Origin of the sequence: uncultured Maribacter sp. (genome assembly GCF_947496775.1) — a bacterium.
Taxonomy (GTDB): Bacteria; Bacteroidota; Bacteroidia; order Flavobacteriales; family Flavobacteriaceae; genus Maribacter_B.
In genome coordinates, this window is sequence record NZ_CANMDU010000001.1 from 624,915 (window position 1) to 644,346 (window position 19,432).

Consider the following 19,432-nt stretch of genomic DNA (forward strand, 5'->3'; position numbering starts at 1 on the left):
TATTATGCCGTATATCTTAACGTTTCTTGAAATTAACTTATTTTAACGTAGGAAAATTACTCAAAATGCTAGTGATTACGTAAAGAATATAACCGTATGTTTACGGTTATTTGTATGTTGCAAATTATTTGAATTAGTCATATGGAAACTTCAAACACCTTTATAAAAAATGCAACTATTGATAGTCCACAAATTCTAATGGAAAATATAAAGCAATGGCTGATAAACCAACAAATTATATCATCAAAAGCACAACCATTAGTATTTGAAGCACCCAATACCTATTATGGGGATATAGGTTGCAAAAAAATAATAGCAGACCAAGACTTTTACGGTAAAGTTGAGTTCATTACCCAAAAAATAGAAATAATGCATACCGTAGGTTGGGACTGGGGGGTAGATTTTTTATTACCAGATGTTGTTTTCTGCCCCCAATGCAAAATTGACTTAATCAAAGGGATTGACCCTGCAACTTTTTACGGAGAAAGTAGTTTAGAACAAGATCCCGATGGAACTAAGTTTTTACAAGAATTAAGGGACGGTATTGCATTGTGGAAATCTGGTAAAAATATAAATCTTCAGTGTCATAATTGTCTTACCAAAAGTCCAATTGAAAAGTATGATTATAATAACAGTTTAATTTTTACAAATTTTGCAATTATTTTTTGGAATTGGCCCGAATTGAAAAGTGAATTCAAAAATGCATTAATGGTTAAATTAGGTAAAGACGCACTATTTCTGGATTTATAAACAATTTACAACAATAGCTATAAGTAATTGCTTGTTCTCCCATACTCATGAAAATCCTGGCAACTACTCATAGCCCAGACCGTTGCAGCCAATTTAAGCAAGTGCCTAAATGAAAGATATAGAGATATTTTGTACAGATAGTTCTTTAAAAATAAATGGAAAAGAATTGTTGTTTCCTGTTTCGTATGAAACACTTGAAAATCTTTTTGGGGAACCAATTTTTCCTGAAGATAGTACTTTTGTAGTTTGGAATGATTTAGGCATATCTGCATTTTCTCATACTTGTGGAGAAGATTATGATGAGATTTATCTACATTTATCGAAATACCCGTCTAAATTTCTACCAGAACTAACTAACTCTTTTCAAGGTGAGTTATTCATAAACCAAAAAGCCTTTCTGAATGAGATTCAAATGGATTATTTTGAATCACAAGAATATGCTGTTTTTAAACTAGAAGAAACAAACTATTTCTTTGCCGTTCTTATATCAAATCTCTATAAAGAAAAAGAAATACCAAAAGATAAATATGTTATTGAGCAGCCAAGTGAAAATGTTCTTGAATTTAAAGATTTTGGCTTTAAGTTGTCCGTTATTCAGGAATTAATGTATAACAAAGAACTTTTGGAACCCAAGTTTGATTTACATGAATTTGTAGAGTGGTACGGTAAAAGGAAAATAGATATTGAAAAAGAAGGTCATGAACCCATACCAGAAGTAACTCAATATTTTAAAGAATTGCCAATTCCTATGAAATATGCATCTGAAATAACCGAGATTTATCAAGATGGGGGAAATGAAATTTATATGCAACTTTTAAGGTTCGGAGAAGGTTGGGAAGACTATTGAAGATGCAAAGCAATTTCCAAACTTAAAAAGAGCTATATTATGTTTTGCAAAAGACGAGATTATTGACCAAATGAATGGCATTGGAATTAAAGCAGAGTGGATATAAAAACAGAATGAAAAGAATAACACTTCTTATTACCTTACTGATTTTACTCAATTGCAAATCTAAAAATGAGTTCGAAGGACAATTTCTTTCTGCAATTGAAACGACTACTCTCGACGTTAATGGAAATGAAATTGAATTTAACGTTGCATATACCGTAGAATTTGAACAAACGGAAAAACAAGACTGTTTGGTGGAATCGAAAGATGAATTGAACTCAATGCTAATAGAACCGCTTATTAGAAGTGTAATTCGGGGTTTCGTTGGTAGGTTGGATAAAAATGAAATTGAAACAATCGACAAAGAAGATGTAAAAGATGAAATTAATAAGGAATTGTCGGAAGGGGATATTTCTTTAAACTCGAATAAATTTGTCTCTTGCCCAGTGAGAGTTTCAACGTTCGCAATAACCAAAAGAAATTAAAAAAACGTGCTATAACAATGCCTAAACGTAATATGGGGTTTTGGGCTAAATCAAAGGGGTTGTATATATTTACAACAATTTTAGAACACATTGGTGTCTCAATATAGGCACACTTAACAAATGTTTACTTCAAACAAAATATAAACTACAAATTGTATCTAAAAAAATAAAAAAATCTGGAATTCCTAACCTTTTAAACCGCACAAAAAAAAGGTAACCTACTTCAGAACAAGACGTATGAAACTGATAAGACTAAAAAATATTTCAGATAAATATTTTCAAAAGGCGTGGAAACTTTACGAAAATGCTTTTCCTATGGAAGAGCGAAGACTATTAAATGACCAATCATATATTTTACAAAATGACAGTTATCATTTTGATGTTTTAATAGACAAGGATCAATTTATAGGATTTATCTTATGGTGGGATTTTGACACGTATAGATACATAGACCACTTTGCCACGGTTTTAGAACAAAGAAATAAAGGAATTGGAAAGTTAATTCTAAATAAATTTATTAATCGTGATGCCAAATCGATTATACTAGAGGTTGAACTACCTACATCCAAAATTAATGACCGTAGAATACAATTTTATGAAAGAGTAGGATTTAAACTAAATAAACATCATTACGAAATACCTCCTATAAAAGAAGATCAATCTCCATTACAATTATTACTAATGTCATATCCTAATTTTATATCTGAAAAAGATGTTGACTTATTTGTTCAAAAATATCACCCTATTATTTTCAACAAATAAATTGTTATAAATTGGATATAAAACCGGTTGTCAACAAAGAACTAAGGTAAAAAACAAATAGATTCTTTATTAATTTAAAACAGTATTATTTTAAGCTCAAAAATTCAATACCCTGATTCTTTGAGTTTTTTTGTAAGTATTTACTTTTATCTTTGGAGTGTAAAACACCTAATTATGAGCATCAACGTGCCACATGTAAATAAGTGGTAATCTGTAGCTGTATGTTAGGACGTGACTTTCAAAAAAACGTTATAGATTTAAAATGAAGACAAAGACACACGAAATAGATAATATAAAAATTGTTGAAATATCGTCAGAACAGAACATTATAAATAATGTCGAAGACGGACTAAATTTATTAGGGAACATCTATTATCAAGGGTTTGATAAAATCATTATTCATCAAAAAAATATTATTCCAGATTTTTTTGAACTCAAAAATAGAATGGCAGGTGAAATTCTTCAAAAATTTTCTACTTACCGTATTCAATTAGCTATTGTTGGAGATTTCTCGATATATAAGAGTAAAAGCCTGGAAGATTTTATCTTTGAAAGCAATAAGGGGAACCAAGTTAATTTTGTTTCTTCAACGACCGAAGCATTAAAAAAATAATAAGAAAAGAATGTTTCGAAAATCGACTTAAAAACAATTGTTTCAAAGCAAATGGTTCATATTCCTGAAATAACTATTGAATTATGTGATGGTAGCCAAAAAGAAAAATGGATAATTAAATTCAAACCGTTTTTCGATTTAAATTATCCAAGTAAACAAAATTTATATTTTACAACCCCACAACAATAAACTACAGGTTGAAACAGTTTCTTGGATTAAGAATTGTACGACACAAATAAAAACGACCCGCCAAAAATGATTATAAAATATAAGCCAAACAATAATAAAGCCATAACTTTTTGTTCCTAGTTCGGTGCATCCTAATCGCCTACTTTTCATATCCTAACCATTGCGTATAACTAATACATTATAAATAAAACAAATGAGTAATTCAATTAAATTATTTTTATTAAGCCAGTTTTTCGTTATCACTAGTTGTAAATATTTAAATAGTAATACGACTAGTAAATATAACGTCACCGAAACTGATAAATTCATAGCATTAAGATGGGGTACACTTGGAGCTATTAAAAATGATAAGATTAAATTCTATGAAATTAATAAAAATAATACATGGGAAATTACCAAGATTCCAGAGTTTAGTATCCCGAAAAATGAAGGTCTTATACCTATTGGTCTAAGTACAATTGGAATCATTAGTAAAGGCACCATCAAATTTCATGAGTATTCCAGTAATGATGGAATTTGGAAAACAGGTGAATATCCTGATTTTAGCCTTTCAAAAAATGAAAAAATAATTTCCATTACCTTAGGAATTATAGGGATTTTAAAAGAAGGTAAAATAACATTTTATAGGGCGAAAGACGATAAATGGATTTTAGATACTAGGATATCCAATTTTAGTGTTCCCAATGAAGGAAGGCTTGTAACACTTATGTTAAATCCCATGGGAATAGCTTCTATCGGAGTAATAGTTAATGATAAATTACAGATTTATAATTATGATGATGATACTTGGACATCTCGTGAGTTTAATTTGCCAGTATTACTTAATAATAGAATAGTATCGATTGGATTTGGTTCAATAGGAATAATAAAAGGAGAAAAAATTGAATTTTATCCAATAGGAGCACGTATTAATGGACGTTGGTATACGAACAATATTCCCGATATTCCCGATTTTCATCTCAATGAATAACAGTACCCAACATTCTGTATAGTTAATGCTCTAAAGAATAATAAATGTAAAACTTGGACTAAGCTATTAAATTGACTTGAACAATCTAAAATCCAATAATTAAAAGGTTAAATTTAAATAGCCTTCGAAGTTTCCAAAAGGAAGTGAATTTTGGAGAACCAAAAATGACTATTTCATTGCTGCAAATATTGATTTTAGTAAAATCATTTTTAGCCAAACTAAATCTAACGGAGATGTGACCGGAAGATATACGATGGGAATTCTGAACGGAAGTGGGTATAGAAATTATACCAAAAAACACGAGAGTGGTAAACGGATATTAGATGAAATTGTTGGAACATGGATTTCGTAAAAAAATACTTGCTTGTGGTGCCACCTATGGAAACAATACATGAAAAGAATTGGAAAAACAAAAGCCAAGCTATATAATTAATAGCTTTAAAGACCGCAAGAAAATTGTTTAAAAGTAAAAGAGGAAAAACACATTCCTTAAAATCTATTTATTATATCCTTCAAAAAAAATGTCACGTTTTTAATGACTAAATTGTCTGTTTCTATAAAATAGCAAAATTGAATAATTATCAAGAAAAATTGTTTCCGTACGCATATAATATTTTAGGCACTGTAGATAATGCTAAAGATATTGTGCAAGAGGTAATCTATAAGCACATTGCGCATAACAATAAAGAGGTTAAAAACGAAACTGGATATTTAGTTAAATCGGTAATTAATGCCGCTATTAACTTAAAAAAGCGTAACCAAAAAATTAGAAATACAGGCATGTGGTTACCCGAACCTATTGCCACCGAAACTTCAGATAATGGCATTGATAGTAAAGAAATTATTAGCTATTCTATGTTAGTGCTTTTAGAAAAATTATCTGCAAAAGAAAGAGCTGTTTTTATCTTAAAAAATGGTTTTGATTATTCGCATAAAGAAATCTCAGAGGTTATTGATTCTACAGTGGAAAATTCCAGAAAACTACTAAGTAGAGCTAAAGCTAAAATAGTAGAACACAAACCAAGGGTCAACAAAACTCCATTACAAAATATTTTGCCCATAGAAAATTATATTCAGGTCATAAAAAATGGAGACGTTACTGCTTTAGAAATGCTATTATCCAAAGACATTTTATTGGCTGCAGATGGCGGAAGAAACATTAAAGTGGTCAGAGAATTAACCACGGGAATAACTGCTACATCTAAATTACTAATATATGTATATCGAGCATTTTTAACTGGATTAAAATTTAAAATTAGTTCGGTAAACCACCAACCCGCTGTTTTATTTTATCAAAAGGATTCTTTATATAATTGCCAAGTCTTGGAGCTAGAAAAAATGAAAATTAAAAGTATTTATTCTATAGTTGATCCAAAGAAATTAAAATCGCTTTGCGTGTAAACCTGTCACGTTTTTTCTTGTGTTCTTGTCTTTCTATTGAACATAAAAAATCAACAGATGAAAAAATTATTAAGAATAGATTGTAGTTCCAGAATTACTGGTTCTCATTCCAGGGAATTAGCAAATTACTTCGAAAAAAAGTGGCATTTAAATAACCCTAACGGAATTGTTATTCGTAGAGATTTAGCGAAACATCAAGTGCCACACATTCAAAACAATACTATTGAAGGGTTTTATACGCCGGTAGCACATATGACCCCTGAAAGTAAAAAAGCTACTTCTTTATCCGACGAATTAATTACGGAATTAAAATCTGTAGATGAAATCTTAATCAGTAGTCCATTATATAATCTAAATATTCCATCGAACCTTAAAGCATATCTAGATCAAATTGTTAGAATAGGGCACACTTTTAGTTTAAATGAAAGTAATTATTACGGTCTAATAGAAGATAAAACAGCATATATAATAACTTCCAAGGGCGGCGTATACAAAGGCTCTCCTATGGAACAGTACGATTTTCAGGAACCTTACCTACAGGCAATTCTAGGGCATATGGGAATTAAAACTGAAAAAATATTTTCATTAGAAGGCACAAGTGATAGTAAAATAACAGCCCAAAATAAAATTGCATTACAAAACAGCATTACCAAAATATTTAAGAACTAAAATTATGAACTCCATTAAAGAAGATTATTTTGAAGACCATTTAGAAGATAATGCTACTATAATTAAACCCAATGAAGGTGAAAAATTAGACCTTAATTCTATATCTATTACATTTAAAGTAACTAGTGAAATGTCTAAAGACCAATTAGGAGTTTACGAGATATCTCTACCACCTATGTCTATAGGCGCAAAGTTACATTATCATAGATTTATGGATGAAACCTTTATTGTAAACCAAGGAATTTTAACCATACAAGCAGCAAATAAAGAATATCAAGCTGCCCCTGGCTCTGTTGCTTATATTCCTAAATTTACACCTCACGGATTTAAAAACGACACTAATGAAACTGTAAAATTAACCTTGATTTTTAACCCATCGCAAAAGAGAGAAGGTTTTTTTAGAGGTCTAAAAGATACTTTAAGTGAAGTCCCTATTAATGCAGAAAAGTATTTAAAACTATACAACAAATATGATAGTTTTCCTGTGGACACCTCTAATATGATTCCTATTAGAGAATAAAACAAGGAACTAAAATACACTCACTTCATTTTTTTTAGAAGAGAGTATAACATAAACACCTGATGAAATACTATAACTTTGGGCAAGGTCCAAAGGTTTATTTATATTGCTCCAATATCCTCTTTGATTTTACTCTTAGAGAAAAAATATAAAAAAGAATGATTAAAACTATTGATTTTCCATCACCTAAGGAGTATCCTCCCTACGCAGAAATGTATATGAAACTAGTAAAGAAAGATGGTAGTCTTTTAGAGCAGCTACAATCTAGCTTAAAGAAAACAAAAAGGTTAATTAACAATCTATCTCAGGAAGAATTAGACTATAAATACGCAAAAAACAAATGGTCTATTAAAGAAGTTTTAGTTCACATTATTGATGATGAAAGAATATACGGATATAGAGCGCTTTCTTTTGCCAGAAATGACAAGACGAATTTTCCAGGATTTGAACAAGAAGATTACAACCTCTATTCGGACACATCAGAAAGGACAATTAACAATATAATGGAAGAATATGAAGCTATAAGACTCTCTACTATTACGTTATTTAATGGCCTTTCGGATAGATCTTTAAAGCGCATAGGAATTGCAAATGGACACGAAGCAAGTGCAAGAGCTTTGGGGTATCATATTCTTGGGCATGAATTACATCATATTCAATTAATAAAAAAACTATATTTAAAGAGGTAAGAAAATAATAATGGAGAAATCAAAACATTGTGAATTATGTGATTTGCAATCCTCTAATTTAAAAGAAGGTATTATCTGTAGCCTAACGAATAAGAAAGGAGAATTTAATATACAATGCTCCAAAATAAAATTAGGCAAAAAACTGAAAGAAAAGCTTTTTGAAATAAATGGAGAATACGAAGATACCAGATACACTAAAAAATTAGCCCTAATGCACTGTGCTCTTTATTCGTTAATTGGTGTACTTGTAATTTATTTAGCCTATTACATTAGTATTCAACTTTTAAAAAATGGTTTTTTCTCTACACTTACTATAACTATACTCGTAATAGGTCTTTCTATTATTTGTATAGGAATAGGTTCCTTAAACTTTTACAAAAGAAAACTAGACATTATTGTTCCTAGGAAGAAGGTTTTAGATAAACTAACCAATATATACCGTATTAAGTATAGTTTCAAATCTGTCATTTCCACAGATATTATGGGAATAAAAGAAACTACAAATCAATTACATATAGAAGGGCAAGTAATTGAAAAAAAGAAGCGTTATTAATGATTTGAATTAAAAAACTGCACTATAGAAATTACTGAAACTTTTACCACCTACCTAAACAACCCTGTTGTTTTTAATTCTAGATGTGATAAGATTCCCAATCGTTATAATTTAGAAGATACCTTAGATTTTTTTAGACCGTAAATCTAAGAGAAACTTGGTACAAGAAAATTAATTTATTGGAACAATTAGTTTGTTTTAGAAATTGACGTTAAGGTCCTAGATGATATTTTTAGATGAAGCGAAGAGATAAGTCATTTTTATTGCAGAGCCATTTAGCAGAAACTATATATGATCATACATAGGTTAATCTACAATAGCGAAGAAACATTTATACTAACAAAGACAAACCTACCTCCACAGATTTTAGTAGTTTTTCTTTATCTACATCTGCCTTAGAAACTATTTTAATTCCTGCCTGAATGGTATATAATAAATACGCTAAGGATTTTAAATCTTGGGTTGTTTTTAACTGCCCGTTTTCTTTCCCTTTCTTAAGGTATTCGAAAAAGGTAACCTCCATAAATTCCTGATTTTCTTGAATTAATCTAACCATATGGTCATCCCCTGGAATAAGTTCGGCTATACTATTTACAACAAAACAACCTTTACAATCTATATCCGAAACCGCTTCGTTTATAGATGCATTAAACAAAGCCGTAAAACCTTCTTTAACATTGGGGTATTTTTTTAGAAACGCAACTAAGGCGTCATTGTTTATTTTCCTATAATACGCAAATGCCTTTTTAAAAAGTTTTTCTTTATCGCCAAAAGTATCATACAGGCTAGCCCTATTAATACCCAAAGAATTTACCAAATCTTGTACAGAAGTAGCAGCATAACCTTGCTTCCAAAACAAATGCATTGCTTTGATTAGGACTTCTTTTTCATCAAATAATTTAACTCTTGGCATACTAAATAAAAAAGTGGAAGCGAAAAACGCTCCCACAAATATAAAATATTGGAATTTTCTATTCCAAATATAATTAAAAATTACCCTAATAAAGGGTTAATATTAGTGCCTCCATCTATATTATATTCACCACCAGTAATGAAAGAAGCATTATCGGACGCTAAAAAAGAAACTAATTTAGCTATCTCCTGAGACTCTCCAAATCTCCTCAAAGGAATGCGGTTTTGCATAGCTTCTGTAATTTCACTTAATTGGGTTTCATCCATTCCTGTTTTCCCAAAAATTGGAGTAGCAACTGGCCCAGGATTCACAGAGTTAATTCTAATTTTTCTTGGCGCTAATTCTGTTGCAGCAGTACGAGTATAAGAATTTAATGCCGCTTTAGTCGCTGCATAAACTGCCGTATTAGGCATACCTGTATATGCATTTATAGACGATAAGTTTATAATAGAAGCACCATCATTTAAAATTGGAAGAAACTTTTCCGTAGTAAACAATGCCCCTTTAAAATTAATCCCTACCTGATGGTCAAACATTTCCTCACTTATTTGACCTACTGGAGCTGGTTGAAAGATACCCGCATTTACAAATAATACATCTACTTTTCCAAAATCACTCCCTACTTGCGCTACCAAATCATCTATAGCAGATAGGTTCTTTACATCTGCAACAATTCCTTTAACATCTAATTCCTGTGCTGCAGATTGCACTTTATCCAAATTTCTTCCCGTAATTACAACGGTTGCCCCTTGGCTTTTAAACTCTTTAGCGGTTGCAAATCCGATACCACTATTCCCACCGGTAACAACGGCAATTTTTCCTCTTAATGTACTCATTTAATACTTGTTTTTTTAATTATTAAAATATTGGAACGTTTGTTCTGAATACAAACATACAAATAACAGAACGATTGTTCCAAATAAATATTTCATTTTTATTTTAGAAGGAAATCAATTACTTAAAGGAGTACCCGTTGAAGGCGAAAGAGCTAATAAATTCTCTAGAACGAAAAATGCTTATGTTTCCAAAATGTCCATAAAAACATAGAGAACTCTTAGGTATAATATACAATTACAAGTCAGCTATTAATATCGCAATCTGTTAATACTTTTGAAAGATGCATTATAAGCAAGAATCTTTTTATTTCTGAAAAAAAGAAGAAGACCTAACAGAAAGTATTATATTAAAAAAGAAATTCAGCTACGTTTCCCCAGGAAAATCTTTTAACAAATTAATTTTTATAGTATTATAGAAATGTCAGAAGTCATAGTAAAATGAATAAACTTATTCCGTTTTCTATACCGCAAAAACATTAACTTTATATAGAACTATACCTAAACCTAATGATTTGTAAATACGAATAAAATGTTTACAATTTTTTTAGTTGTGATTCTTAATAAAACTAATATGGGAAAATATTTTTCTATTATTTCAATGTCCTATTTATAGAAAAGTAATCGTCATAATAATACGAACACAAAACAAATAATTATGAAAGAATTTATGATGATTTTTAGAAATGAAAAAAGTGATGAACCAAAACCATCCCCGGAGCAAATGCAGCAAATGGTAACCTTGTGGAACGATTGGATTGGCGGCATTGCAGCCCAAGACAAATTTGTGAGTACCAATGCTTTAGGTTTTGAAGGAAAAACAGTAACCAAAAATTCTGTTGTGTCAGACGGGCCATATACAGAAATCAAAGAATACATTAGTGGCTACACCATTGTCAAAGCTAAAACATTAGAAGAAGCTGTTAAATTAGCGGAAGGCTGTCCAATTTTTTTGAGAGGCGGAACTATTGAAGTACGAGATGTTATGGTTTTTAATTAGACAAAAAGGTTGGATGTTTTTTTAAAAGAAACATCCAACTATCTATAACAATGAAGGAAAACAAACTTATACCTCATTTATTCCGAACCGAATACAGCAAAATTGTTTCTGTACTCTGTAAAACTTTTGGTTTAGAAAATATAGAAGTAGCTCAAGACTTTGTTAGTGATTCTTTTTTAAAAGCAGCAGAAACATGGAAACTTCATGGTATACCAGATAACCCTAAAGCGTGGTTATATACGGTATCTAAAAACAACGCCAAAGATTACTTTAAAAGAGATTTCATTTTTAAAACGAAAATAACCCCCGAACTTTCGAAAAAAAAAGGGAGTCAAGAAATAGAAATTGACCTTTCCGATAGAAACATTAAAGACAGTCAATTACAAATGCTCTTTGCCATTTGCAACCCCATAATATCTAGTGAATCTCAAATAGCGCTAGCCCTACGAATTCTATGTGGATTTGGAATTGAAGAAATTGCAAATGCTCTTTTAAGCACCAAACAAACTATAAACAAAAGACTTTATAGAGCTAAAGAAAAATTAAGGGCTAACCAAATTAGTCTTTCCTTTCCTCCTACCAAGGAATTAGAATTAAGACTAGATAATGTCCTATCCATTTTATATTTACTTTTTAATGAAGGTTATTATTCTTCCACAGCGGACAAAACTATAAGTAAAGAACTGTGTTTAGAAGCTATGCGCATGCTACACCTATTAACAGAAAATAAAGGCACAAGCATACCAAAGGTAAATGCTTTAATGAGTTTATTTTGTTTTCAAGCCTCTAGATTAGATGCCAGGACAAATGCAAAAGGGGAACAAATTTTGTATAACGAACAAGATAAAAAAAAATGGAACTTTGAACTGATTGCTCAAGGTGAAATCTACCTCAACAAATCAGCCAAAGAAAACCTAATAACAAAATACCATTTAGAAGCATTAATTGCGTATTGGCACACGCGTACTACATACCATTTTAAAGAAAAATGGCAAAATATTTTACAACTCTACAATAGACTTTTACAAATTGAATATTCTCCCGTAACAGCATTAAATAGAACTTACGCCTTGGCTATGGCAGAAGGTAAAACACCTGCTTTAAAAGAAGCTTTAAAAATAGATTTAACAGGTAATCATTTATACCAAGCTTTATTAGCGGAGTTATACGAAGGTTTAGATACTGCCAAGCATATAGAGCACCTTAATCTGGCCATACAACAAACCAAAAACAAGGAAGATATTCTCCTTCTAAAAAAGAAACTAAATCTTGCCAAAAAATGATACACTTAATAGTAGGTAACACGGGTTCTGGAAAAACAACCTATGCCTATGAATTAAAAACACAAACGAATGGCATTATTTTTTCGATAGATACATGGAACAACATCTTATTTCTTGCAGATAAAAAGCCTTCAAATGGTCTAGAGTGGTTTTTAGAAAGAATTGAAAGAACTAAAAAATGATTATCCATCTAATTGAACAATTAGAACAAACAAACACAGATGCCATTCTAGATTTAGGGTTTTCTAAATTGAGACATCATGAGACATTCAGAAAATTTGCTTCGAAAAATGGATATGAACTTATTGCTCATTTTTTAGACATTCCGAAAGAAACTAGGTTACAAAGAATTCTAAAACGAAATACCAAAAAAAGAGTTACTCTTGAATTTGAAGTTAGTAAAGAAAATTTTAACTTTATGGAAGCTTGGTTCAAAAAACCGCTAGCTTCTGAAATGCATGGTGGTATACTAATAACGAAATAAATTTCTTAACTTTCCATTACATATTCTTCCCCCAAAAAAGAACCTAACGAATTATTAAAGTCAATTGTTATGAAACTAGGAGCATTTTCAATTAGCCTTACAGTCAAAGATTTGGAACTATCTAAAGCGTTTTACCAGAATATCGGATTTTCTGTATTCGCTGGAGATTTGGATAAAAAATATCTTATTATGAAAAGTAACAATTCTCTAATTGGGCTTTTTCAAGGAATGTTTGATAAAAACATAATTACTTTTAACCCTGGCTGGGATGAAAATGCTCAAAAGCCATCTTCGTATACCGACATTAGAGATATTCAAAATAAAATTAAAGAAAACGGAATTTCTATCCCCAATGAAATTCATGAAAATACGAGTGGTCCTGCTAGCTTTATAATCACCGATCCAGACGGCAATCCCATTTTGTTTGACCAACATATATAGTACAGATTAAATATAAAGCATGCCAAAACCTACTACAATATCAGAGGTACTAGTAGAACTAGACCTTATAATAGAACACTCTATAGCTACCAATGATCGTTTAGGGTTATTCGCATATATTTATAGGAGAACTACTGCTGAAATATTAAAGGAAGTAGAACTGGGCAATTTTGAAAATAATGCACAATTAGAACAAATGGATGTTGCTTTTGCAAATCTATATTTAAAAGCCTATCACGATTTTAAAAATGGAAAACCTGTAAGTCAATGCTGGGAGTTTTCTTTTCGTTGCAAAGAAGAACCACTAACTATCTTACAACATATAATGCTAGGTATTAATGCGCATATAAATCTGGATTTAGGTATTGCTACTAGCGAAACGATGAAAGGCAAAGAAATTAAAGGCATTGAAAAAGATTTTAATGCCGTAAATACTGTTCTCTTTCAGATTACTAATGAAATGCAAAAACGTTTAGGAAGAGTGTCTCCCCTACTTTTTTTATTAGATGTTGTTGGCCTAAAATCCGATGAAAAAATAATAGATTTTAGCATGCGTAAAGCTAGAGAACAATCTTGGCATAGCGCTTCTTTCTTACATTCTATACCTGTAACAGAAAAGAAAGATGCAATAAAAGATATTGACGATGTTGTTGTAGCACTAAGCATTATAATAAAAGATCCAAAATCCTTTCTAATACGAACCGGTTTAAAGTTTATTCGCTTTTTTGAAGAAAAAAATGTGGGTAAAATTATTACTAAATTAAAAGAAAACTAATAATCCGTTAAAACAAATTATTCTCTTGCGCTTTTTTCGAAAGCTCAATTAAGTTTTTTACTTGCATTTTACGCATTAAATTAAAACGATGCGTTTCTACGGTACGTTTACTATTTTGAAGCTTTTCTGAAATTTCTTTATTAGTTAAACCAGATAAAACCAACCCCAATACTTTTAGCTCTTTATTAGTAAGATTAAATGGAATTTCTTTTTCTTCTTTTTTAATAGATTCTTCGTTTGCTTCTTTAGAAGGATTTAGTAAATTATTTACAAGAACATTTGATATTGCTCCGCTAAAATATTTACCCCCTTCTTGCACGGTATGTATAGCTTTTAAAAATTCTTCTTTTCCGGTATCTTTAAGCAAATAACCTTTGGCCCCAGCGCTTACCGATTTTAAAATATATTCTTCAGAATCGTGCATAGAAAGGATTATACTATTAATTAATATTCCTTGAGCATTTAATTCTGCCACAGCTTCTATACCGTTCATTACAGGCATACGTATATCTATGATAAGTAAATCTGGTTTTAAATCCTTAACCATAGCAATAGCTTCTTCCCCATTAGAGGCTTCTCCTATTACAATTAAATTAGATTCCGATTCTAATAAAGCCCTTATACCATCTCTTACTAAAGAATGATCATCAGCTAAAACAATACGTATTTTTGTTGAAGACATGCAGTTATTTATACGTACAAATATATTAAAATTAACAGGAGTACGTAGTTTTAGAAATTATTCTAATAACTTGCTGTAAAACAAGCTCAAGAAAGATTTGCGAACCATTAAAAAGAAACAATTTCACTATTTTAATAAAAATATTAGGATATTAAATTCACTAAAAAGAATAAAAAAACCGCCGCAACAAAAAATAAGATATGTTGCGGCAGTCCTACATCGAAGCAAAGATGTATAAATAATTTTATTTAGCTGTATTTAAGAATTTAGGCTTAATTGTTAACATTGCCCAAGCCCAGTTCTGGCTATCTGCTGCATTAGCTTTTGTTACTCCCTTAAGCTCGTACATACCATCACTAGCAAATAATTGAGAATACCCTATACTTAAACCATACCCTTTAAACTTCTTAGAAAAAACTAAATCTATTTCTGTTCCTAAAGCTTTTTCTCCACTTGGTAATTCTTGTTCTCCACTAAAGTTTAATGCTTTTACTAATAAACTAGATGTTTTTCCTAATTTAAACTTTGCACTTGCATGAACATCAAACAAACCAACAGAATTTGCATGGTTCCCTACGTAGAAATAATCCATAAACCCATTAAACTTGTGGTTGGTACCATATAATGGAAAAAAAGCGCCCGTTTCTCCTGCATCAGCATCATTTCCACTTATAATCTCTAGACCCGCGCCTAAGGTTACTTTGTCTGATGTTTTATAAGTTACATCTAATCCTAATAAGTAAGCTCCTTTAACTTTAACTTCTCCTTGACGCTCTCCCGTTTGAATAAATGCATTAGCCGCGGCACCAAACTTTCCTGCTTTATAGCCTAAGTGTGTTCCTATGGTTTGCAAATTACTTATTCCATCTTGATCACTTGTTGTTGCATCGAAATTCTGGAATCCATTATTCATTAACAATAAGCTTCCTGAAAATTTATCCCAAGATTGTTTTAAATATGCCATTTGCATAGTTTTATACGAGAAAAACCCAGTAACATCATAGGTGTTTCCTACAGATTGAAATCCTGTTGGTTGTTGGTTACTTTGATTAAATGCATAAGCAAAATCAAAAATAAATTTTCCTTTTTTATACTTAAGCATTGCTGCATCATGGTTACGACCTTGTTGTGCCCAATCTAAACCTCCTAATATACGTTGGTCATCATAAGATAATACTTGACGCCCAAGTTTAGTAGACCAACCAGTACCAAGATTAAGTTCTGCCCATGCTTGGAATACTGCAAATGAGTTATTCTGGTCAAACGGTAAAATCTGTCTGTTCTCTCCCCAAACCATAATATCTTGCAAACTCATGTATAAAGTATATGCGTCGGTTTTATAGCCTGTATTTAAACGTATTCTTGTTGAAATACCAAAACCAGGTTCTGCAGCATCTGGTATTATAGAACCGAAACCATTTCTATATTCTGTTCTTGGACGAAGTTCACCATCTAGGGTAAATTGAGAGTACCCTAAATGAATACTAAATAAGGCTAATGTTAAAATTAAAAGTTGCTTTTTCATAATAGTTTGTTTGATGTGATAAATGTAAGACCCGAAAGTCCTTTTTAATTAAGGGGTAAAAATATTTTATTTATTTCCTTGCTTTTATGATACTTGTCATGTTTGTTTACACCTTTATTAGGCATTACTAAAACACTTTTTTTTGTTTCTATTTTCTTTTTTTAGGTTATTTTATACTTGTTTTATTAGTGTTCTAAAAAATCTATTAAGTGTTTTCTATAGGTGTAATAATCGTTATGCTCTAAAACCGATTTACGAGTTCTTGGTCTTTCAAAATCTATATTCAAAATATCTCCAATTTTTGCTCTTGGACCACTAGTCATCATAACTACTCTATCTGCCAAGAAAATAGCCTCATCTACATCATGTGTTATCATCACTGCGGTAATCTTTTCTTTATTCCAGATTTCAATAAGTATATCTTGTAATTCACCACGTGTTAAAGAATCTAGCATTCCAAAAGGCTCATCTAAGAGCAATACTTTTGGTTTTATAGCAAATGCTCTTGCAATACCAACACGTTGCTGCATCCCTTGTGAAAGGGCTATTGCTTTTTTATCAAAAGACCCTTCTAAACCTACTTTATGCAAATAGTACTTTGCTATATCAGAACGTTCCTTTTTCGAGGCATGAGGAAAAACTTGATTTACACCAAGCATAACATTCTCTAAAGCAGTCATCCAAGGCATAAGACTGGGCGCTTGAAAAATTACTCCTCTATCTGGTCCAGGACCTTTTACAGGGTTTCCTAATACAGCTATGTTTCCTCCAGAAATTGGATTTAAACCAGCTATCATGGAAAGCATGGTAGTTTTTCCACAACCAGAATGACCAATAATAGTCACAAATTCCTCCTTCATTATCTGAAGATTTAAATCTTCTAACACTACATAATCTCCCTTTGGTGTCGGATATACTTTTTTAAGATTGTGTAAATCTAACATAACCTTTGAAGGATATTGAATCCCGTTTTCCGTTATTGTATCCGCTCCTTTTGTATTTATAGTTGCTGTACTCATGCTTTCTTTTTAATATTAATTAAGCGACAAAACTTTTAGGGCTCACTTCTGGCAGCACATAAGTCTCCTGTGAAACTGACTTTCTCTGTTCCCCAATATCCATTAAGTACTCTATAATTGCATTACGTGTTTCTTTATACGTATCGTTATCATTCAGAGCTGTTTTATCTCTTGGTCTATCAATGTTTATCTTAAATTCTGGCCCTAATGTTGCTTTTGGGCCTGGTTTTAAAGGAATAATACGATCAGCCATATAAATACCTTCATCTACATCATTCGTAATAAGAAGTGCTGTACGCTTATCTTTAGACCATATTTTTAAAATTTCATCTTGTAAATTCCCTCTAGTTAAAGCATCTAAAGCCCCCAAAGGTTCATCCATAATTATCATCTCTGGATTCATAGCTAAAGCCCTAGCCACTGCAACTCGTTGCCGCATACCCCCAGACAATTCTTTAGGTCTTTTATTAATCGCAGGAGTTAAACTTACCATTTCTACATATTCTGCTACGCGCTGCTGTAATACAGTTTTATTTTCTTTTGGAAAGGCTTCTTTAACAGCCATAAAAACATTTTGGCCCACCGTTAACCAAGGTAATAAAGAGTAATTCTGAAAAATAACACCTCGTTCATGACTAGTATCTGTTACGGGTTGTCCTTTAAACAAAACCTCGCCACTCGTAGGTTTAATTAGGCCATTAATTAAATTTACTAAGGTTGTTTTTCCACTCCCTGTAAACCCAACTATAGCTACAAATTCCCCTTCTTCTATCGTTAAATTAATATTAGATAGCACCTCTGTATCTCCATAAGTTTTGCATACATTCTTTAATTCTAAATACGCCATAGTTTTTCGATTTTTGGAATTAAACTCCTTCGTTTTTATTAAAGGATACCATATTTTGGATGGTAAGCATTATTCGGTCTAATAAGAATCCAATAATTCCTATGATAAACATCGCTACAATAATCTTAGAGTTAGAGTCTATTGCTCCATTCTGAAATTCTTCCCAAACAAAGGACCCTAAACCTGGGCTTTGTGCTAATAACTCAATAGCAATAAGTACCATCCATGCTACAGAAAGCGTAATACGAAGTCCTGTGAAAATTAACGGCAACGAGGAAGGTAATATAACTTTAAACACTTTTTGCATTGGTCCTAATTTTAGAACCTTTGCAACATTTATATAATCTTTATCCACGGATGAAACCCCCATTGCCGTATTTACTAGAGTTGCCCACATAGAACACAGCCCTACACTTATAAAAGAAATTATAAATGCACTGTCTGAGTTAGAGTCCTTTGTTAGTGTTTTTACAATCATAAAAACTAACAATAACCACACTACAGGGGATACTGGTTTAAATATTTGAATAAGCCAATTAAAAGAACTTCGTAACGTTTCGCTTAACCCTATTACTATACCTATTGGTACTGCTATTAATAATGCTAAGACAAATCCTGCAAAAACAGTTTTAAGACTTGTTATTATTTGATCTACAAAAGAAGGACGCCCTGTATAAGTTATTGGGTCTTTCCCCGCCGCAACACGTTTCTCATTCATCACAGCAGTTTTTTGCTTAAATGCCAATTTATCTGCAGTAATAACTTTATGATCTTCTAGTAACGTCTTAAAAGAAACCCATACTTGCGAAGGAGATGGTAATGTATTAGGCTGACAACTAACTTCACCGGAAGCAATACATGCTTTCATCTCATCTGCTGCGGCCTGACCTTGATCCGCTAGAGCTTTTTCAATTTTAAAATTTGCTTCTTTATTAAAAAGAGCTGTAGAACCACCTTGCCAAACTCCTAAAAACAACAGGATAGATAATAATGGTACTACAATCTTTTTTAAAAAGTTAACTATATCTTCTTTTTGAGGTTTTCCTGTAAACAGCGCTGTAATGGGTTTTAAAAAACCAAAACCCATTAACTGCGTTACTTTATTTAAAGTGATACTTTGCTTCATTGTACTTTTTTTTA

Annotated in this window: 24 protein-coding genes; 17 read left to right on the forward strand and 7 right to left on the reverse strand. The window is 31.4% G+C overall.

Annotation, left to right across the window (positions count from 1 at the left end):
• Positions 1-141: 141 nt before the first annotated feature.
• The 11 genes from Q0856_RS02865 to Q0856_RS02915 all read left to right on the forward strand — a co-directional run bounded on the left by Q0856_RS02865 (position 142) and on the right by Q0856_RS02915 (position 8,490).
• Positions 142-750 carry a hypothetical protein gene (locus tag Q0856_RS02865; protein WP_298502385.1) on the forward strand — a complete coding sequence of 203 codons (609 nt, stop codon included), beginning with the start codon at positions 142-144 and terminating at the stop codon, positions 748-750.
• Between the two features lie 109 nt (positions 751-859).
• Positions 860-1,597, forward strand: a complete 738-nt coding sequence (locus Q0856_RS02870; protein WP_298473980.1) for a hypothetical protein — start codon at positions 860-862, stop codon at positions 1,595-1,597.
• Between the two features lie 80 nt (positions 1,598-1,677).
• Positions 1,678-2,124: a hypothetical protein gene (locus Q0856_RS02875; protein ID WP_298502387.1), complete on the forward strand. Its 447-nt coding sequence runs from the start codon at positions 1,678-1,680 to the stop codon at positions 2,122-2,124.
• A gap of 237 nt (positions 2,125-2,361) precedes the next feature.
• Entirely contained in the window at positions 2,362-2,886 is a 525-nt protein-coding gene (locus Q0856_RS02880) for a GNAT family N-acetyltransferase (protein ID WP_298502389.1), read from the forward strand.
• A 262-nt stretch (positions 2,887-3,148) separates the two neighbouring features.
• Positions 3,149-3,499 (forward strand): DUF4180 domain-containing protein, encoded by a 351-nt coding sequence (locus Q0856_RS02885; protein ID WP_298473988.1) that lies wholly within the window; start codon positions 3,149-3,151, stop codon positions 3,497-3,499.
• Positions 3,500-3,881: 382 nt separating this feature from the next.
• On the forward strand, positions 3,882-4,658 hold the full coding sequence (locus Q0856_RS02890) for a hypothetical protein (protein WP_298502391.1): 777 nt from the start codon (positions 3,882-3,884) through the stop codon (positions 4,656-4,658).
• A gap of 570 nt (positions 4,659-5,228) precedes the next feature.
• Positions 5,229-6,059: a sigma-70 family RNA polymerase sigma factor gene (locus tag Q0856_RS02895; RefSeq protein WP_298502394.1), complete on the forward strand. Its 831-nt coding sequence runs from the start codon at positions 5,229-5,231 to the stop codon at positions 6,057-6,059.
• Between the two features lie 57 nt (positions 6,060-6,116).
• Positions 6,117-6,728, forward strand: a complete 612-nt coding sequence (locus Q0856_RS02900) for an NAD(P)H-dependent oxidoreductase (RefSeq protein WP_298502397.1) — start codon at positions 6,117-6,119, stop codon at positions 6,726-6,728.
• Between the two features lie 4 nt (positions 6,729-6,732).
• Positions 6,733-7,248 carry a cupin domain-containing protein gene (locus Q0856_RS02905; RefSeq protein WP_298502400.1) on the forward strand — a complete coding sequence of 172 codons (516 nt, stop codon included), beginning with the start codon at positions 6,733-6,735 and terminating at the stop codon, positions 7,246-7,248.
• A 158-nt stretch (positions 7,249-7,406) separates the two neighbouring features.
• Entirely contained in the window at positions 7,407-7,937 is a 531-nt protein-coding gene (locus Q0856_RS02910; protein WP_298474003.1) for a DinB family protein, read from the forward strand.
• A 10-nt stretch (positions 7,938-7,947) separates the two neighbouring features.
• Positions 7,948-8,490: a hypothetical protein gene (locus Q0856_RS02915; RefSeq protein WP_298502403.1), complete on the forward strand. Its 543-nt coding sequence runs from the start codon at positions 7,948-7,950 to the stop codon at positions 8,488-8,490.
• 331 nt (positions 8,491-8,821) lie between these two features.
• Here the strand turns inward: Q0856_RS02915 and Q0856_RS02920 are convergent, their stop codons facing one another.
• Both Q0856_RS02920 and Q0856_RS02925 read right to left on the reverse strand, forming a co-directional pair.
• Entirely contained in the window at positions 8,822-9,403 is a 582-nt protein-coding gene (locus Q0856_RS02920; RefSeq protein WP_298474009.1) for a TetR/AcrR family transcriptional regulator, read from the reverse strand.
• A gap of 80 nt (positions 9,404-9,483) precedes the next feature.
• Positions 9,484-10,239 (reverse strand): SDR family oxidoreductase, encoded by a 756-nt coding sequence (locus tag Q0856_RS02925; RefSeq protein ID WP_298474012.1) that lies wholly within the window; start codon positions 10,237-10,239, stop codon positions 9,484-9,486.
• A 655-nt stretch (positions 10,240-10,894) separates the two neighbouring features.
• Between Q0856_RS02925 and Q0856_RS02930 the strand changes: the two genes are divergently transcribed.
• The 6 genes from Q0856_RS02930 (at position 10,895) to Q0856_RS02950 (ending at position 14,219) form a co-directional block, all read left to right on the forward strand.
• The gene (locus tag Q0856_RS02930) at positions 10,895-11,236 is read left to right on the forward strand and encodes a YciI family protein (RefSeq protein WP_298502406.1); all 342 of its coding nucleotides are present in this window, start codon (positions 10,895-10,897) and stop codon (positions 11,234-11,236) included.
• A 50-nt stretch (positions 11,237-11,286) separates the two neighbouring features.
• Positions 11,287-12,519, forward strand: coding sequence for a sigma-70 family RNA polymerase sigma factor (locus Q0856_RS02935; protein WP_298502408.1), 1,233 nt, complete (start codon positions 11,287-11,289; stop codon positions 12,517-12,519).
• Positions 12,516-12,701 (forward strand): hypothetical protein, encoded by a 186-nt coding sequence (locus tag Q0856_RS18110; protein ID WP_366139583.1) that lies wholly within the window; start codon positions 12,516-12,518, stop codon positions 12,699-12,701. Before Q0856_RS02935 ends, Q0856_RS18110 begins: the two co-directional genes overlap by 4 nt.
• Entirely contained in the window at positions 12,698-13,003 is a 306-nt protein-coding gene (locus tag Q0856_RS18115; RefSeq protein WP_366139584.1) for an AAA family ATPase, read from the forward strand. The genes Q0856_RS18110 and Q0856_RS18115 overlap by 4 nt, the downstream gene beginning before the upstream one ends.
• Positions 13,004-13,072: 69 nt before the next feature.
• Complete coding sequence (locus tag Q0856_RS02945; protein ID WP_298474019.1) at positions 13,073-13,444, forward strand: VOC family protein; 372 nt, start codon at positions 13,073-13,075, stop codon at positions 13,442-13,444.
• A gap of 19 nt (positions 13,445-13,463) precedes the next feature.
• On the forward strand, positions 13,464-14,219 hold the full coding sequence (locus tag Q0856_RS02950; RefSeq protein WP_298502411.1) for a DUF5995 family protein: 756 nt from the start codon (positions 13,464-13,466) through the stop codon (positions 14,217-14,219).
• 7 nt (positions 14,220-14,226) lie between these two features.
• Here Q0856_RS02950 and Q0856_RS02955 read toward each other — a convergent pair whose 3' ends face one another.
• From Q0856_RS02955 to Q0856_RS02975, 5 genes are all read right to left on the reverse strand, one after another.
• A complete protein-coding gene (locus Q0856_RS02955) occupies positions 14,227-14,901 on the reverse strand; it encodes a response regulator transcription factor (protein WP_298502413.1) in 675 nt (224 codons plus the stop codon).
• Positions 14,902-15,145: 244 nt separating this feature from the next.
• Positions 15,146-16,426: an alginate export family protein gene (locus Q0856_RS02960; protein WP_298502414.1), complete on the reverse strand. Its 1,281-nt coding sequence runs from the start codon at positions 16,424-16,426 to the stop codon at positions 15,146-15,148.
• 185 nt (positions 16,427-16,611) lie between these two features.
• Positions 16,612-17,445 carry an ABC transporter ATP-binding protein gene (locus Q0856_RS02965; protein ID WP_298474030.1) on the reverse strand — a complete coding sequence of 278 codons (834 nt, stop codon included), beginning with the start codon at positions 17,443-17,445 and terminating at the stop codon, positions 16,612-16,614.
• A gap of 19 nt (positions 17,446-17,464) precedes the next feature.
• Positions 17,465-18,292, reverse strand: coding sequence for an ABC transporter ATP-binding protein (locus Q0856_RS02970; protein WP_298474033.1), 828 nt, complete (start codon positions 18,290-18,292; stop codon positions 17,465-17,467).
• Between the two features lie 19 nt (positions 18,293-18,311).
• The gene (locus tag Q0856_RS02975) at positions 18,312-19,418 is read right to left on the reverse strand and encodes an ABC transporter permease (protein ID WP_298474036.1); all 1,107 of its coding nucleotides are present in this window, start codon (positions 19,416-19,418) and stop codon (positions 18,312-18,314) included.
• Between the last annotated feature and the right edge of the window lie 14 nt (positions 19,419-19,432).

Bases quoted from the DNA above. Each gene is read 5' to 3' on its own strand.
- Q0856_RS02865 (WP_298502385.1), top strand. From the start codon at position 142: ATGGAAACTTCAAACACCTTTATAAAAAATGCAACTATTGATAGTCCA.
- Q0856_RS02870 (WP_298473980.1), top strand. From the start codon at position 860: ATGAAAGATATAGAGATATTTTGTACAGATAGTTCTTTAAAAATAAAT.
- Q0856_RS02880 (WP_298502389.1), top strand. From the start codon at position 2,362: ATGAAACTGATAAGACTAAAAAATATTTCAGATAAATATTTTCAAAAG.
- Q0856_RS02885 (WP_298473988.1), top strand. From the start codon at position 3,149: ATGAAGACAAAGACACACGAAATAGATAATATAAAAATTGTTGAAATA.
- Q0856_RS02890 (WP_298502391.1), top strand. From the start codon at position 3,882: ATGAGTAATTCAATTAAATTATTTTTATTAAGCCAGTTTTTCGTTATC.
- Q0856_RS02900 (WP_298502397.1), top strand. From the start codon at position 6,117: ATGAAAAAATTATTAAGAATAGATTGTAGTTCCAGAATTACTGGTTCT.
- Q0856_RS02905 (WP_298502400.1), top strand. From the start codon at position 6,733: ATGAACTCCATTAAAGAAGATTATTTTGAAGACCATTTAGAAGATAAT.
- Q0856_RS02910 (WP_298474003.1), top strand. From the start codon at position 7,407: ATGATTAAAACTATTGATTTTCCATCACCTAAGGAGTATCCTCCCTAC.
- Q0856_RS02915 (WP_298502403.1), top strand. From the start codon at position 7,948: ATGGAGAAATCAAAACATTGTGAATTATGTGATTTGCAATCCTCTAAT.
- Q0856_RS02920 (WP_298474009.1), bottom strand. From the start codon at position 9,403: ATGCCAAGAGTTAAATTATTTGATGAAAAAGAAGTCCTAATCAAAGCA.
- Q0856_RS02925 (WP_298474012.1), bottom strand. From the start codon at position 10,239: ATGAGTACATTAAGAGGAAAAATTGCCGTTGTTACCGGTGGGAATAGT.
- Q0856_RS02930 (WP_298502406.1), top strand. From the start codon at position 10,895: ATGAAAGAATTTATGATGATTTTTAGAAATGAAAAAAGTGATGAACCA.
- Q0856_RS02935 (WP_298502408.1), top strand. From the start codon at position 11,287: ATGAAGGAAAACAAACTTATACCTCATTTATTCCGAACCGAATACAGC.
- Q0856_RS18110 (WP_366139583.1), top strand. From the start codon at position 12,516: ATGATACACTTAATAGTAGGTAACACGGGTTCTGGAAAAACAACCTAT.
- Q0856_RS18115 (WP_366139584.1), top strand. From the start codon at position 12,698: ATGATTATCCATCTAATTGAACAATTAGAACAAACAAACACAGATGCC.
- Q0856_RS02945 (WP_298474019.1), top strand. From the start codon at position 13,073: ATGAAACTAGGAGCATTTTCAATTAGCCTTACAGTCAAAGATTTGGAA.
- Q0856_RS02950 (WP_298502411.1), top strand. From the start codon at position 13,464: ATGCCAAAACCTACTACAATATCAGAGGTACTAGTAGAACTAGACCTT.
- Q0856_RS02955 (WP_298502413.1), bottom strand. From the start codon at position 14,901: ATGTCTTCAACAAAAATACGTATTGTTTTAGCTGATGATCATTCTTTA.
- Q0856_RS02960 (WP_298502414.1), bottom strand. From the start codon at position 16,426: ATGAAAAAGCAACTTTTAATTTTAACATTAGCCTTATTTAGTATTCAT.
- Q0856_RS02965 (WP_298474030.1), bottom strand. From the start codon at position 17,445: ATGAGTACAGCAACTATAAATACAAAAGGAGCGGATACAATAACGGAA.
- Q0856_RS02970 (WP_298474033.1), bottom strand. From the start codon at position 18,292: ATGGCGTATTTAGAATTAAAGAATGTATGCAAAACTTATGGAGATACA.
- Q0856_RS02975 (WP_298474036.1), bottom strand. From the start codon at position 19,418: ATGAAGCAAAGTATCACTTTAAATAAAGTAACGCAGTTAATGGGTTTT.